At 59.7% G+C, this 14,714-nt stretch carries 13 protein-coding genes; 8 read left to right on the forward strand and 5 right to left on the reverse strand.

All coding sequences use genetic code 11. The features are described 5' to 3' along the window. Positions 1-337 precede the first annotated feature (337 nt). Positions 338-766 (forward strand): hypothetical protein, encoded by a 429-nt coding sequence (locus V8689_RS02530; protein WP_056782929.1) that lies wholly within the window; start codon positions 338-340, stop codon positions 764-766. 7 nt (positions 767-773) lie between these two features. Here the strand turns inward: V8689_RS02530 and V8689_RS02535 are convergent, their stop codons facing one another. Both V8689_RS02535 and V8689_RS02540 read right to left on the reverse strand, forming a co-directional pair. Continuing rightward, complete coding sequence (locus V8689_RS02535; RefSeq protein WP_056782928.1) at positions 774-1,190, reverse strand: DUF3010 family protein; 417 nt, start codon at positions 1,188-1,190, stop codon at positions 774-776. Positions 1,191-1,230: 40 nt separating this feature from the next. Next, a complete protein-coding gene (locus V8689_RS02540) occupies positions 1,231-1,632 on the reverse strand; it encodes a lysozyme inhibitor LprI family protein (RefSeq protein WP_014720247.1) in 402 nt (133 codons plus the stop codon). Between the two features lie 218 nt (positions 1,633-1,850). Between V8689_RS02540 and V8689_RS02545 the strand changes: the two genes are divergently transcribed. The 6 genes from V8689_RS02545 (at position 1,851) to V8689_RS02570 (ending at position 9,595) form a co-directional block, all read left to right on the forward strand. Continuing rightward, on the forward strand, positions 1,851-2,828 hold the full coding sequence (locus tag V8689_RS02545) for a dipeptidase (RefSeq protein ID WP_003176573.1): 978 nt from the start codon (positions 1,851-1,853) through the stop codon (positions 2,826-2,828). Positions 2,829-2,906: 78 nt separating this feature from the next. Beyond that, positions 2,907-3,437 (forward strand): DUF5943 domain-containing protein, encoded by a 531-nt coding sequence (locus V8689_RS02550; protein ID WP_005792152.1) that lies wholly within the window; start codon positions 2,907-2,909, stop codon positions 3,435-3,437. Positions 3,438-3,452: 15 nt separating this feature from the next. Further along, positions 3,453-5,513, forward strand: a complete 2,061-nt coding sequence (dgcA, locus tag V8689_RS02555) for a dimethylglycine demethylation protein DgcA (protein ID WP_056782926.1) — start codon at positions 3,453-3,455, stop codon at positions 5,511-5,513. 137 nt (positions 5,514-5,650) lie between these two features. Next, on the forward strand, positions 5,651-7,594 hold the full coding sequence (gene dgcB, locus V8689_RS02560) for a dimethylglycine demethylation protein DgcB (protein ID WP_044271824.1): 1,944 nt from the start codon (positions 5,651-5,653) through the stop codon (positions 7,592-7,594). Continuing rightward, the gene (locus tag V8689_RS02565; RefSeq protein WP_056782924.1) at positions 7,594-8,814 is read left to right on the forward strand and encodes an electron transfer flavoprotein subunit alpha/FixB family protein; all 1,221 of its coding nucleotides are present in this window, start codon (positions 7,594-7,596) and stop codon (positions 8,812-8,814) included. Before dgcB ends, V8689_RS02565 begins: the two co-directional genes overlap by 1 nt. Positions 8,815-8,818: 4 nt before the next feature. After that, positions 8,819-9,595: an electron transfer flavoprotein subunit beta gene (locus V8689_RS02570; RefSeq protein ID WP_164545343.1), complete on the forward strand. Its 777-nt coding sequence runs from the start codon at positions 8,819-8,821 to the stop codon at positions 9,593-9,595. Positions 9,596-9,668: 73 nt separating this feature from the next. On the opposite strand, the gene V8689_RS02575 is transcribed toward V8689_RS02570, so the two are convergent. The 3 genes from V8689_RS02575 to gbcA form a co-directional block, all read right to left on the reverse strand. After that, positions 9,669-10,889 (reverse strand): lytic polysaccharide monooxygenase, encoded by a 1,221-nt coding sequence (locus V8689_RS02575; protein WP_056782922.1) that lies wholly within the window; start codon positions 10,887-10,889, stop codon positions 9,669-9,671. A 51-nt stretch (positions 10,890-10,940) separates the two neighbouring features. Next, positions 10,941-11,153 carry a prepilin-type N-terminal cleavage/methylation domain-containing protein gene (locus V8689_RS02580; protein ID WP_060766328.1) on the reverse strand — a complete coding sequence of 71 codons (213 nt, stop codon included), beginning with the start codon at positions 11,151-11,153 and terminating at the stop codon, positions 10,941-10,943. Between the two features lie 849 nt (positions 11,154-12,002). Further along, positions 12,003-13,298 carry a glycine-betaine demethylase subunit GbcA gene (gbcA, locus tag V8689_RS02585; RefSeq protein WP_032894948.1) on the reverse strand — a complete coding sequence of 432 codons (1,296 nt, stop codon included), beginning with the start codon at positions 13,296-13,298 and terminating at the stop codon, positions 12,003-12,005. 282 nt (positions 13,299-13,580) lie between these two features. On the opposite strand from gbcA, the gene gbcB reads away from it, so the two are divergent. Beyond that, entirely contained in the window at positions 13,581-14,681 is a 1,101-nt protein-coding gene (gene gbcB, locus V8689_RS02590; RefSeq protein ID WP_014720237.1) for a glycine-betaine demethylase subunit GbcB, read from the forward strand. Positions 14,682-14,714 lie beyond the last annotated feature (33 nt).

Raw genomic sequence — 14,714 nt, forward strand, 5'->3', positions numbered from 1 at the left:
AATCACTGGCGAATTACGGGCACACCGAGCCTAAGCGAGGTGCCGAGTGGTGGGGCAAGAGCGTTTTGCTTACTTTTGCGCTTTTCAAAAGTGAGCCGCTGTCAGAGCGGAACCCTAAGTGGCCGTTACCGCAGGAATGGATATGTACACGATCCAACTGTGGTTGACTGTCAGGCCGCCTTCGCAGGCAAGCCAGCACCCACATTGATAAGCAGTCAGGTGTCTGAAAGCGCATCTGGTGGCGTGGGAATATTCTTGTTTTGCAAGGTTGCGGGCGATTACTGGAAACGGACTGCTAACGTCCAAAGGGTTCCTTACGTAACCATAAGAGGTTGGCATGCTGAAAAAACTAGTCACTCTGATCGCACTCGCGTCCACCCCAGTGTGGGCAGCCCAGGCGCCAGCGCCGTTCACCGGCGCCGATTACAGCGGGCGTTATGAATGTACCGGCCAGGACAAACATATCGGCAACTTCAAAGGCGTTGTCGACATGAAACTCGACGCCAAGCAAAGCACTGGCAAATATGCGGCCTACACCTTCACTCTGACCCTGGAAGACAAGTCCCGCTATGAAGGCATGGCTGCCGGGACTGCCGATACCCTGGGTATCTACTTCGCCCATACCGACCCTGCCTTGAAAGACTTTGGTGTGGGTGTCGCCCAAGTAACACCTACCCCGGAAGGCAAGGTGTCCTTCGTCAAGTATTACTACGGCCCAGAATACGAAGGCGGCGGGCACGGCTTGGAGCACTGCGTCAAAAGCTGATGTGCGGTTATTTCTTCATCAGACATGAGCACGCGGTCTTATAGGCCTCGTGCTGATACTTGTTGAGCGTCGCTGGCAGATCAAAGGTGTGTTTTTTGTATTGCGCATTGATGGTCTGCGGCGACAGCAGCGTCACCTCCACCCCTTCCAGCAATTGAAATACGCCTTCAATCTTAAATGTCGTCGGGCCGCCGGCGAACTCACCCTTTTTGCTGCGTTTCTTGATGGCAATACGCGTGATGCCGTTGGCCTGGACGAATGCTTTTACCTGGGCGGCAAAGGCTTTGACGTTGGCCGCTTCATCGTCATCGTCGAGGGCGATTTTCTTGGTGGCCAGGGCGACGTGGGTCAGCGCCTGGTTGTCCAGAGAGGCAACGGCGATGATGGCTTCGCTGCCTTTGATTTCGATGCCGCAGAGAGTCATGAGTAGCCTTGATCAAAAGAGAAGGTGGCGCGATTGTCGCTTATTCCTGGCCAATCGACTCCAAAAACTCCGACCGCTCATCACTCATCCGCGCCAGGCAGTCGTTGTGCGCAATGGCATAGGCCTTGGTGCCGGTTACCGCCGGGAAGGTGTCCACTGCACAATCGGCGTCGCGCAGTTTTTCCCATTTTTGCTGGGCATCCTTCAGACGGGCGGTAATGTCCGCCAGTTTGGTCTTGTCGCTGCCGTAGGTCGAACCCATGCGCTCGAGCAACCCCTGATAGTTATCCTTGAGCAATTGCTCGGCGGTGGTTTTGTTGTAGGTGGCGCATTCCAGGGTTTGCTGGTCGTTCTCGATGCCGTCGCACGGCGTGCTGTCGGTGTCTTCGGCCGCGTGGGCGGTGGTTGCGATGAGTGCCAAAGCCAGGAAAATCGATTTCATTGCGCCGTCTCATATCAGGTGATGAGGAATTCTGGCTCAAGCGTAAGACAAAGAACAGCCGACCGTGGGGCCTGTCTTCGCAGCCTTTGTCGCGGATTGACGCTTTCGGCAATTCCCCTGTCGTTTTTGCACCCGGCTCCGTCGGTGCCTGGGCATATGCTGGCCCCAAAGCGCCGGCAGACGATTCGGCGCATGAATCGCCAATAAGGGGACGCCTGATGAGCCCAGCCGAGTTGCACGCCGACAGCATCGTTATCGACGGTCTGATTATTGCCAAGTGGAACCGCGACCTGTTCGAAGACATGCGCAAAGGTGGCCTCACCGCCGCCAATTGCACGGTGTCGGTGTGGGAAGGCTTCCAGGCCACGATCAATAACATCGTTGCCAGCCAGACCCTGATCCGGGAAAACAGCGACCTGGTGATCCCGGTGAAAACCACCGCCGACATCCGCCGCGCCAAGGAGCTGGGCAAGACTGGCATCATCTTCGGCTTCCAGAATGCCCATGCCTTTGAAGACCAACTCGGCTATGTCGAGATCTTCAAGCAGCTCGGCGTGGGCGTGGTGCAGATGTGCTACAACACCCAGAACCTGGTGGGCACCGGTTGCTACGAGCGCGATGGCGGCCTCTCCGGTTTCGGGCGTGAGATCGTCGGCGAGATGAACCGCGTCGGCATCATGTGCGACCTGTCCCACGTCGGCTCCAAGACCAGCGAAGAAGTCATCCTCGAATCGAAAAAGCCGGTGTGCTACTCCCACTGCCTGCCGTCCGGGCTTAAAGAGCACCCGCGCAACAAGTCCGATGAAGAGCTGAAGTTCATCGCCGACCATGGCGGTTTTGTCGGCGTGACCATGTTCGCGCCGTTTTTGGCCAAGGGCATCGACTCGACCATCGACGACTACGCCGAAGCCATCGAATACACCATGAACATCGTCGGCGAAGACGCGATCGGCATCGGCACCGACTTCACCCAGGGCCATGGCCAGGATTTCTTCGAAATGCTCACCCATGACAAGGGTTACGCCCGCCGCCTGACCAGCTTCGGCAAGATCATCAACCCGCTGGGCATCCGCACCGTGGGCGAGTTCCCCAACCTCACCGAGACCCTGCTCAAGCGCGGCCACAGCGAGCGCGTGGTGCGCAAGATCATGGGCGAGAACTGGGTCAACGTGCTCAAGGACGTCTGGGGCGAATAAGCCACTGCTCGCTTAATCCTTCACCCGCCGCCATCCGCGTGGCGGGCATCAAAACGAATTTTCTGGAGTTAAGTTTCCATGGCCAAGATCGCCCCGCAATTGCCAATTGAAGTCGACAGCGAAACCGGTGTCTGGACCTCCGACGCCCTGCCAATGCTGTACGTACCACGCCATTTCTTCGTCAACAACCATATGGGTATCGAAGAAGTGCTGGGCGCTGACGCCTACGCCGAGATCCTCTACAAGGCCGGCTACAAATCCGCCTGGCACTGGTGTGAAAAAGAAGCTGAATGCCATGGCCTGGAAGGCGTCGCGGTGTTCGAGCATTACATGAAGCGCCTGTCGCAACGCGGCTGGGGCCTGTTCAAGATCCAGGACATCGACCTGGATAAAGGCACCGCCAGCGTCAAGCTGGAACACTCGGCGTTCGTCTACGTGTACGGCAAGGTCGGCCGCAAGGTGGACTACATGTTCACCGGCTGGTTTGCCGGCGCCATGGACCAGATTCTTGAGGCCCGTGGCAGCAAGATCCGCACTGTCGCCGAACAAGTCTACGGAGGCTCCGAAGAGGGCCACGATGATGGTTTGTTCACCGTCAAACCGTTGTAAGCCGAGGACCGTGCCATGGCTTTCGAAGCAATGTTCCAGCCGATCCAGATCGGCAAACTGACCATCCGCAACCGCGTGCTCAGCACTGCGCATGCCGAGGTGTATGCCACTGACGGCGGCATGACCACCGACCGCTATGTGAAGTACTACGAAGAGAAAGCCAAGGGCGGTATTGGCCTGGCAATCTGCGGCGGCTCCTCGGTGGTGGCCATCGACAGCCCGCAGGAGTGGTGGGCGTCGGTGAACCTGTCCACCGACCGCATCATCCCGCACTTCCAGAATTTGGCCGATGCCATGCACAAGCATGGCGCCAAGATCATGATCCAGATTACCCACATGGGCCGTCGCTCGCGTTGGGACGGCTTCAACTGGCCAACCCTGATGTCGCCGTCCGGCGTGCGTGAGCCGGTGCACCGTGCCACCTGCAAGACCATCGAGCCGGAAGAGATCTGGCGTGTGATCGGCAACTACGCCCAGGCCGCGCGCCGGGCCAAGGCCGGTGGCCTGGACGGGGTGGAATTGTCGGCGGTGCACCAGCACATGATCGACCAGTTCTGGAGCCCGCGGGTCAACAAGCGTACCGACGAATGGGGCGGCACTTTCGAGGGGCGCATGAAGTTCGGCCTGGAAGTGTTGAAGGCCGTGCGTGCCGAAGTGGGTGACGACTTCTGCGTGGGCATGCGCCTGTGCGGTGACGAGTTCCACCCGGACGGCTTGTCCCACGAGGACATGAAGCAGATCGCCAAGTATTACGACGACACCGGCATGCTCGATTTCATCGGCGTGGTGGGCTCGGGTTGTGACACCCACAACACCCTGGCCAACGTCATTCCGAACATGAGCTACCCGCCGGAGCCGTTCCTGCATTTGGCGGCCGGTATCAAGGAAGTGGTCAAGGTCCCGGTGCTGCACGCGCAGAACATCAAGGACCCGAACCAGGCCACGCGCATTCTGGAAGGCGGCTATGTGGACATGGTCGGCATGACCCGTGCGCACATCGCCGACCCGCACCTGATCGCCAAGATCAAGATGGGCCAGATCGACCAGATCAAGCAGTGCGTGGGCGCCAACTACTGCATCGACCGCCAGTACCAGGGCCTGGATGTGCTGTGCATCCAGAACGCCGCGACCTCCCGTGAATACATGGGCGTGCCGCACATCATCGAGAAGTCCACCGGGCCCAAGCGCAAGGTGGTTGTGGTGGGCGCCGGCCCGGCCGGGATGGAAGCTGCACGCGTGGCGGCTGAACGTGGCCACGACGTGACGTTGTTCGAGAAAAAAGAGTTTATCGGCGGGCAAATCACCACCGCGTCGAAAGCGCCGCAGCGCGACCAGATCGCCGGTATCACCCGTTGGTATCAACTGGAACTGGCGCGTTTGAAAGTCGACCTGCGCCTGGGCGTGGCGGCAGACGCCGAGACCATCCTGGACGTGCGTCCGGACGTGGTGGTGCTGGCGGTGGGCGGTCACCCGAATATCGAGCAAAACGAACACTGGGGCGCCGCCGAAGGCTTGGTGGTGAGCAGTTGGGACGTGCTCGACGGCAAGGTGGCGCCTGGCAAGAACGTGCTGGTGTACGACACCATCTGTGAGTTCACCGGCATGTCGGTGGCCGACTTCTTGGCCGACAAAGGCAGCCAGGTGGAAATCGTCACCGATGACATCAAGCCGGGCGTGGCGATCGGCGGTACGTCGTTCCCTACCTACTACCGCAGCATGTACCCCAAGGAAGTGATCATGACCGGCGACATGATGCTGGAAAAGGTCTACCGCGAGGGCGACAAGCTGGTGGCCGTGCTGGAGAACGAATACACCGGCGCCAAAGAGGAGCGGGTAGTCGACCAGGTGGTGGTGGAGAACGGCGTGCGTCCGGACGAAGCCATTTACTACGGGCTCAAGGAAGGCTCACGCAACAAGGGCCAGATCGACGTTGAAGCCTTGTTTGCGATCAAGCCGCAGCCCTGCTTGAGCGAAGCGGGCGAGGGGTACTTGCTGTTCCGCATTGGTGACTGTGTGGCCCAGCGCAATACCCACGCCGCCATCTATGACGCCCTGCGCTTGTGCAAGGATTTCTGACGCACCTGATCGTTCCCACGCTCTGCGTGGGAATGCCGCCCTGGACGCTCCGCGTCTGCTTTTAAGGTCGTGACGCAGAGCGTCACAGGATGCATTCCCACGCAGAGCGTGGGAACGATCTTAGTGGGAGCTTCACCATGCTCAATACCCTTCTTCCCATCCTGCTCTTCGCCGCCCTGGGCCTCGCCGTCCTCGGCGCCCTGCGCCGGGTGAACATGTGGCGCCGTGGCCGCGCATCCAAAGTCGACCTGCTCGGTGGCCTGCTGGCCATGCCCAAGCGCTACATGGTCGACCTGCACCACGTGGTCGCCCGTGACAAATACATCGCCAACACCCACGTTGCGACGGCGCTGGGCTTTGTGCTGTCGGCGCTGCTGGCGATTGTGGTGCACGGCTTCGGCCTGCAGAGCCGCATTCTTGGCTATGCGCTGCTGCTGGCGTCGACATTGATGTTTGTCGGCGCGATCTTCATGTACCTGCGCCGCCGCAATCCGCCTGCGCGCCTGTCCAAAGGCCCGTGGATGCGCCTGCCCAAAAGCCTGATGGCGTTCTCGGTGAGCTTCTTCCTGGTGACCTTGCCGGTGGCCGGGATTCTGCCCGCCGACTTCGGCGGCTGGTTGCTCGCGGCATTGCTGAGCGTGGGCGTGTTGTGGGGCGTGTCCGAAATGTTCTTCGGCATGACCTGGGGCGGGCCGATGAAACACGCCTTCGCCGGTGCCCTGCACCTGGCCTGGCACCGCCGCGCCGAACGCTTTGGCGGTGGCCGCTCCACCGGGTTGAAACCGTTGGACCTGAGCGATAAAACCGCGCCGCTGGGCGTGGAAAAACCCAAGGACTTCACCTGGAACCAACTGCTCGGCTTCGACGCCTGCGTGCAGTGCGGCAAGTGCGAAGCGGCGTGCCCGGCGTTTGCCGCCGGCCAGCCACTGAACCCGAAAAAACTCATCCAGGACATGGTGGTCGGCTTGGCCGGTGGCACCGATGCCAAGTTCGCCGGCAGCCCGTACCCCGGCAAACCGGTGGGCGAACACGGCGGCAATCCGCACCAGCCGATCGTCAACGGCCTGGTGGACGCCGAGACCCTGTGGTCGTGCACCACCTGCCGCGCTTGCGTGGAAGAGTGCCCGATGATGATTGAGCACGTGGACGCTATCGTCGACATGCGTCGCCACCTCACCCTGGAAAAAGGCGCCACGCCGAACAAGGGCGCCGAGGTCCTGGAAAACCTGATCGCCACCGATAACCCTGGCGGTTTCGCTCCCGGTGGTCGTTTGAACTGGGCGGCGGACCTGAACTTGCCGTTGCTCAGCGACAATGGCAGTTGCGATGTACTGTTCTGGGTCGGCGACGGCGCCTTCGACATGCGTAACCAACGCACCCTGCGCGCGTTCGTCAAAGTGCTCAAGGCTGCCAAGGTGGACTTCGCCGTGCTTGGCCTGGAAGAACGCGACAGCGGTGACGTGGCGCGGCGCCTCGGCGATGAAGCGACCTTCCAGCTGCTGGCCACGCGCAATATCCAGACCCTGGCCAAGTACAGTTTCAAGCGCATCGTCACCTGCGACCCGCACAGCTTCCATGTGCTGAAAAACGAATACGGCGCCTTCAACGGTAACTATCGCGTGCAGCACCACAGCACCTTCATGGCCGAGCTGATCGGCGAGGGCGCGCTGAACCTGGGCCAGCACAAAGGCAACAGTGTGACCTATCACGACCCTTGCTACCTGGGCCGCTACAACGGGGAATACGAGGCGCCGCGCCAAGTGCTGCGGGCGCTCGGTATCGAGGTCAAGGAAATGCAACGCTCGGGCTTCCGGTCGCGCTGCTGCGGTGGCGGTGGCGGCGCGCCGATCACCGACATTCCCGGCAAGCAACGTATTCCCGATATGCGCATGGACGACATCCGCGAGACCGGTGCCGAACTGGTGGCCGTGGGTTGCCCGCAATGCACGGCGATGCTGGAAGGCGTGGTCGAACCACGCCCGTTGATCAAAGACATCGCCGAGCTGGTCGCCGACGCGCTGCTTGAAGACGCCGCGCCGGCCAAAGCCCCCCTCAAGCGTGAACCTGCGGAGGTGCACTGATGAGCGACATTATCCGCCGCGACCCACGGGCCGAATGGATCGCCCGTAACCGCCTGCACCCGTTGCACGCGGCGATGCAGCCGGTGCAACACAGTTGGATGGGGCCCAACGGCGTCATTCGCAAAAACGTGCATGGTGTCGGTTTTATCGGCCCCAACGGCATCAAGCGCATCGACCGCAGGGGTGCCCAGCAGGGCGGCGCGGCCAAGCGTATCGCGGCAGTGCAAGTGCAATTGCCGCTGCATCAGGTGCCGGCCCCGGCGTTTTACATCAACGTGGTGCCTGACATGGTCGGCGGCCGCCTGAGCAGCCACGACCGTGACCTGCTGGGCCTGGCGCGCCAGTTGGCCGGCAGTGACGGCGCGGTGTTGGCGGTGGTGTTCGGTGAACACAAGGAAAGCGCCTTTGCCACGGCCGGCGTCGACCGTCTGTTGGTATTGGATGGGCATGAGTTCGAGGGTTATGCACCGGAGCAACGCGTGCAGGGTTTGCGTGCTGTGGATAATCAATTCAGCCCGCGCCACTGGTTACTGCCAGACAGCCGCAGCGGTGGTGGTGAGCTGGGGCGACGTTTTGCCGCCAGCCTCAAAGAACGCCCGGCGACGCGGGTGTGGCAGATCAAGGGCGAGGAATGCATCGGCCGGGCCGGTGCCGGCCAGGAAGACCTGGCGCGGCCGTTGCCCCGTCTGATCCTCGCCGCCGCTGAATGTGCCGACCCAGTCAGTGAAACCCGCCACGAAGTCTTGCCCGTGGAGTTATCCACAAGCTTGGCGCGCAGTTTGCCGCGTATCGAAGACCTCGGCGCGGTGGCGGTCGACCCGGCAGCGATTCCAATGGCCGAGGCCGAGTTCATTTTCTCCGGTGGCAACGGCGTGAAGGACTGGGCGCTGTTCCACCAGACCGCCGCGGCCCTGGGCGCCACCGAAGGCGCCTCGCGGGTGGCAGTGGACGATGGTTTCATGGCACGTGATCGCCAGGTCGGCGCCAGCGGTACCTGGGTCACTGCGCGGGTGTACGTGGCCGTCGGGATTTCCGGGGCGATCCAGCACCTGCAAGGCATCGGTGCCTGCGACAAGGTGGTGGCGATCAACCTCGACCCAGGGTGCGACATGATCAAGCGTGCCGACCTGTCGGTGATCGGCGAAAGCGCTGCGATACTGCAAGCCTTGATCGCCGCGGTCGAAACCTACCGCAACGGCGCCAAGCGCGATGCAGCCTGAGGATATGACCATGACGAACACTGTATTTAGCTTGGTGTCCATCGGCGCTCACCCCACCTCCGGACGACCACGGCGCGCCGAGCAGGACGCGCGCGCGGTCGAGCTGGGGCTGCAACTGGCTGGGGATAAGTTGCAGGTGCTGCACGCGGGTGATGTCAGCGAGCCGACCCTGCGCAGCTACCTGGGCATGGGCCTGCCGCAACTGCAGGTACTCGAACAGCCGGCGGGCGCGGATGCGTTGCCGGTGCTCAGCGAGTATCTGCGCGACGCGGGCGCCCAAGTGGTACTGACCGGAAGCCAGGCAGAAACCGGCGAAGGTTCGGGGATGCTGCCGTTCCTGTTGGCCGAACAACTGGGCTGGCCGCTGATTGTGGGGCTGGCGCAGGTGGAGTCCATCGACGCCGGCGTCGCCCTGGTGCTGCAGGCGTTGCCTCGCGGCCAGCGGCGGCGCTTGAAGGTGCGCCTGCCGTTTCTTGCCACTGTGGATAACGCGGCGCCCAAGCCACGGCAGAGCGCCTACGGCCCGGCGCAACGGGGTGAGCTGGCGGCCCATGACGTCGAGATTGAACAGGATGAGTTATTCACAGGCGCACTGCTGCAACCGGCCAAGCCACGACCCAAGCGCCTCAAGGTGATCAAGGCCAAGAGCGGCGCCGATCGTATGAAAGCTGCCACAGCCAAGGCCAGTGGGGGTGGGGGGCAGGTGCTCAAGGGCGTCAGCGCCGAAGAGGGCGCGCAGGCGATTCTCAAGTTGCTGGTGGAGGAAGGCGTGGTTCGCTAAGCCCTTCTGAAAAGATAGCGAGGCAAACGCTGTATACACCACAGCGTTTGTCTCGCAACAGACATTTTAATTCTCAGTCTTTCTTATCCCACGCATCGTTCCATTGGCTGCCTACACCAGGTTCGTAATAGCTGGGTGATTGCGAGCACCAGCCGCTATTTGGGTAGGGTTTGCACACATAATTGGCGCCCTTGTTGGATACAACGTCACCTGGCTTGTAAGGGGGGCTCTTGTTCGGCACGTACGCGGGGTATTCCCCACCGCCCGCTTCGACTATCGCCATGGCCTTGGAGTAACCCTTGACCTGTACGAATACCGAATTGACCTGCGGATCAGCTGTGTTGAACACAATGTCATTGCCGTCTTTTTCCCCTACTTTGGCGATGCTTGAAGGGATTTGATTGGCCAGTTGCGGGCCCCATATCTTCGCGTCCAGATTGTTTGCGTCAATGGGCAGGGTAATGTCTACGACCTCTTTCGCTTGTGGCGTGTTGTCCAGAATACGGAAGTGAACGGCGTCTCCTGGGGTGAGGTCTTTCATGACGGCATCGATGAATTGACCCAGATCAAACCACCGCTCAGGAACGCCTGCCCCGAGGATATTGATATCGCTGCAGTTGTAGAATCCTTCCCCGGCCGGGTCAATTCGTTGCCATTGCACGAAGAGGGTCGCGTTGCCGAATTGTTCTGCAGGGATAGGCACTGGAAATCTGAAGTACCCCGAAGACGAAATGGCAGGCGGCCTGGTGCCCCAGTCGGTTTGAGCGACTGTCAGTTGCTCGGTATGGATAAGGACCAAATCATTCCAGGTCAGCGGTGCTGTGGTCGGATCAAAGCCAGGTTTTGTCAGGAATACCTTTGCAAAACTGGGGACGTGAGGGGCCGTACCGATGATGCGAACGTTGATTTTACCGTTGTGAGGCGTGACGTCCGTTCGATACCAATCATTTGACACCAAGTTAAGGCCGTCTTTCTTCTTGTCACCTGCTGAACATAGTTGCCCATCTGGAACTGCTTTTTTAACGATTTCCGGGTCGTTATACCCCGGGGCAGCAATTAAATGGGCAACTTCATTCCATTGCTGGCCTGGATACTGCCCGCTTGTCTTGGCTAACGCCGCGCATCCTGGATCGCTGGGGTTTCCCGACCAGAAATCTGGAAGCGCTTTGCAATGAACCTGGCGTGATACCGGCTCATCGACGGCACCGTGTGCCATGACCAACAGGGGGGCCAGAAGCACCGCTGCCAGCAGCCACTTGATGAGAACGTTCGTATGTTGCTGTAAGTTATTCATGCTTTAGTCCACCTTCAATTCAGACAAACAAGTTCCGAACTGCTGGAACGCTCAGTGTGTTGTTAGCGTTTTGTAAGCATCGATGGCACAGCGAATTTCTCGCAGCGAACGCTGCAAGTCGAGTTCCCGAATGTGTTGACCCATCAGCGCCGTCAGCGGATAAGCCACTGTCGAAAGCGTGGCCAGTGAGGCCAGCGTCAGTAGTAATTCAATCAGCGTAAAACCTTTGGCGCGGTGATGGCTGGGATTGCCCTGCCACGTCACCGGTCTATCTCCTCTTTTGCGCCAAGGACTTCTGTACTTACCTGGGCCAATGGATATAACTGCAAGAAAGAGTGTAGATGAAGTTTAAATTTGAGCGTTTCCGCACAGGGAACGGACAAACGGGCAATTACCCACAATCGCTGTGCACGTGCCTGTGGATAAGGTGTTTGTGTTTGTCCGTAGGGCACGTATTTAAAGGCCTGTGCGCTATTGGCTGAAAAATGATCAGGCTAAGTGGCGGTTTTCTCTAGGGTTTTGATGTGGATAAAGCTAAGCGGATTTTATAACTTGCCCCCAAAGTCTGTTGGCGGATCTGTGGATAAGATGTTCGCTATCCGTTGTAGGCCAGGTGATACGAGGCCTACAGAGGATTGGTTAAAAAATCACCAAAACACTGTATTTAACCCTGAAAACGTCTCATGACCCGCGGAAATAGCGACTTTAGGTGGTTTTCCACAGCCCAGGCAAAGTTGCCCCCAAAGTCTGTTGGCGCATCTGTGGATAAGGTGTTCGCTTACCGCTACAAGCCACGTAAAACAAGGCTCTTGGAGGTTTGATCAATAAATGAACAGCTTGCGGTGAAAACCGAAATATTGAATAAGTCACGGTTTTTCTTGATTTAATTCTCGTGCGCAGCGCACTTGCCCACAATGGCTGTGGGTGACTTTGTGGATAAGTTGTTGGGTAAAGGCTGGAGGGCAGGGCCCTAGCGGCCTGCGCGAGAAATGATGTAGGAGCGAGCTTGCTCGCGAAAAACGTCAACGATAACGCGTGCTTCCTGAATAAACGCGGTGCCTGTGAGTTTTTCGCGAGCAAGCTCGCTCCTACATTGTGATCATAGGGTGTCAGTTATTCGTGTGCTGCCACACCTTTGAGGTACGGCGCCGGCGCAGCGCCCAGGTTGCTCAACATGCGCTCGCTGTACCAATCCACAAAATTCACCACGCCAAACTCATAGGTCTTGGAGTAAGGGCCAGGCTGGTAAGCGGTGGAGTTGATGCCACGCTGGTTCTCTTCGGCCAGACGGCGGTCCTGGTCGTTGGTGGCGTCCCACACCTGGCGCATGCGCTCCACGTCGTAGTCCACGCCTTCCACGGCGTCCTTGTGCACGATCCACTTGGTGGTGACCATGGTCTCTTGGGCGCTGATCGGCCACACGGTGAACACAATGATGTGGTCGCCCATGCAGTGGTTCCAGGAGTGGGGCAGGTGCAGGATGCGCATCGAACCCAGGTCCGGGTTCTTGATGCGGCCCATGAGCTTGGCGCAGCCTTGTTTGCCATCCAGGGTCATCGACACGGTGCCCTTGAGCAGCGGCATGCGCACAATGCGGTTACGCAGGCCGAAGCTGGCGTGGGCGTAAGGGATTTTTTCGGCATCCCAAGCGGCAGCAGAAGCGGCCACGTGGTCCTTGAACGCCTGGTCGGCGCGTGGGTCGGTGACGTCGTCCCACTCCAGCAGGGTTTTCAGCAGTTCGGGGTGTGACGCGTTGCAGTGGTAGCACTCGCGGTTGTTTTCCAGCACCAGTTTCCAGTTGGCTTTTTCGAACAAGGTGGTCTGGATCGCCACCTTGGTGTTCTCCATGTCGTAGGGTTCCATGTAATGGCTGAGCGTCGACAGGAAGTCATCGATGGCCGGTGGGTTTTCGGCCAGGCTGATAAAGATGTAGCCGCCAGCGGTCTTTACGTTCACCGGCTTGAGGCCGTACTGCTTCATGTCGAAATCGGCGCCCATCTCGGTGCCGGCGAACAGCAGGCGGCCGTCCAGCTCGTAGGTCCACTGGTGGTAGTGGCAGACCAATTTGGCGACCTTGCCCTTGTCGCTGGTGCACAAGCGCGAGCCACGATGGCGGCAGACGTTGTGGAACGCATGCACCACGCCGTCGGCACCCCGGATCACGATGATCGGGTTTTTGCCCACTTGCAGGGTCAGGTAGTTGCCCTTGGTGGGGATTTCGCAGGTCATGCCGGCGATCAACCACTCTTTCTGGAAGATCTCCTGCATGTCGATATCGAACAGCCGCTCATCAGAGTAAAACGGCTGCGGCAGGGAAAAAGTGCGCTCGCGCTCTTGCAGCATTTGCGCGGTGGCCTTGCGTGCGGGTTCCAGCGGATCGCCCAAGCTTAAGGTTGCGGTGACGTCCATCGTGTGTGTCCTCATGGCCATTCTGTGTGGCCGGCGAATAGTGGCTACGGTTGGTGCTGTGCAAGGCGTAAAGAACGCGTCTTTGTTGGGAGCGAGTGTGGGCCCGGCGTCACGTCGGACCTTATCCATGGGCGACATGGCCCAATCTGATCCCGACGCGCAAGCCCCTGTCTTTGGGGGCTGGTCGCCGTAAGTATGTGAATGTCGCAGATAGGTAAATGGGTGGTTCTCGCGTTACGCAGAATCGCCACCATAAGGCCGACGTCGGCGGTGGAGAACAACATGTCCAATAATTTCCTGAATCCGGTAACCACCCAGACCTGGGCCAATGGTCGGCACATCGTCCGTTGCGTCAAAGTCATCCAGGAAACCTGGGATGTGCGCACCTTCTGCTTTATGGCTGACCAGCCGATCCTGTTCTTTTTCAAGCCGGGGCAATTCGTCACCCTGGAGCTGGAAATCGAAGGCCAGCCGATCATGCGCTCCTACACCATTTCCAGCTCACCGTCGGTGCCTTACAGCTTTTCGGTGACCATCAAGCGTGTGCCGGGCGGCCGGGTTTCCAATTGGCTGCACGATACCTTGCACGAAGGCCAGGAGTTGGCGGTGCACGGCCCGGTCGGGCTGTTCAATGCCATTGATTTCCCGAGCCCTAAAGTGCTGTACCTCAGCGGCGGTGTGGGGATTACGCCGGTGATGTCCATGGCGCGCTGGTTCTACGACACCAACGCCAACGTCGACATGACCTTTATCCACAGCGCCCGCTCGCCCAAGGACATCATCTATCACCGCGAGCTGGAGCACATGGCGTCGCGGATCGACAACTTCAGCCTGCACCTGATCTGCGAAAAACACGGCCTGGGCGAACCCTGGGCCGGGTATCGCGGCTATCTGAACCACAAGATGCTCGAGCTGATGGTGCCGGACTTCCTGGAGCGCGAAGTGTTCTGCTGCGGCCCTACGCCGTACATGAACGCAGTGAAGCGTTTGCTGGAAGTCGCCGGTTTCGACATGACCCGTTATCACGAAGAATCCTTTGGCGCGACGCCACCGGAAGCCCGTGCCGATGCGGTGGAGCAGGCCGAGCAAGCCGCGGATGCGCCGGAGATCGACCTGGCGGACCTGCATCAGGTGGAATTTATCGCGTCCGGCAAGAGCATTCGCGTGGCACCGGGGGAAACCGTGCACGCCGCAGCCGCCAAGCTCGGCCTGCTGATCCCCAAAGCCTGTGGCATGGGCATCTGTGGCACGTGCAAGGTGATGAAGCTGGGCGGCGAGGTGGAGATGGAGCACAACGGCGGGATTACCGAAGAGGACGAAGCCGAAGGCTATATCCTGTCGTGCTGCAGTGTGCCGAAGGGTGATGTACGCATCGAATTCTGATCTGATCGTTCCCACGCTCTGCGTGGTAACGCC

Origin of the sequence: Pseudomonas sp. AK181, from assembly GCF_051122975.1 — a bacterium.
GTDB lineage: Bacteria > Pseudomonadota > Gammaproteobacteria > Pseudomonadales > Pseudomonadaceae > Aquipseudomonas > Aquipseudomonas lactis.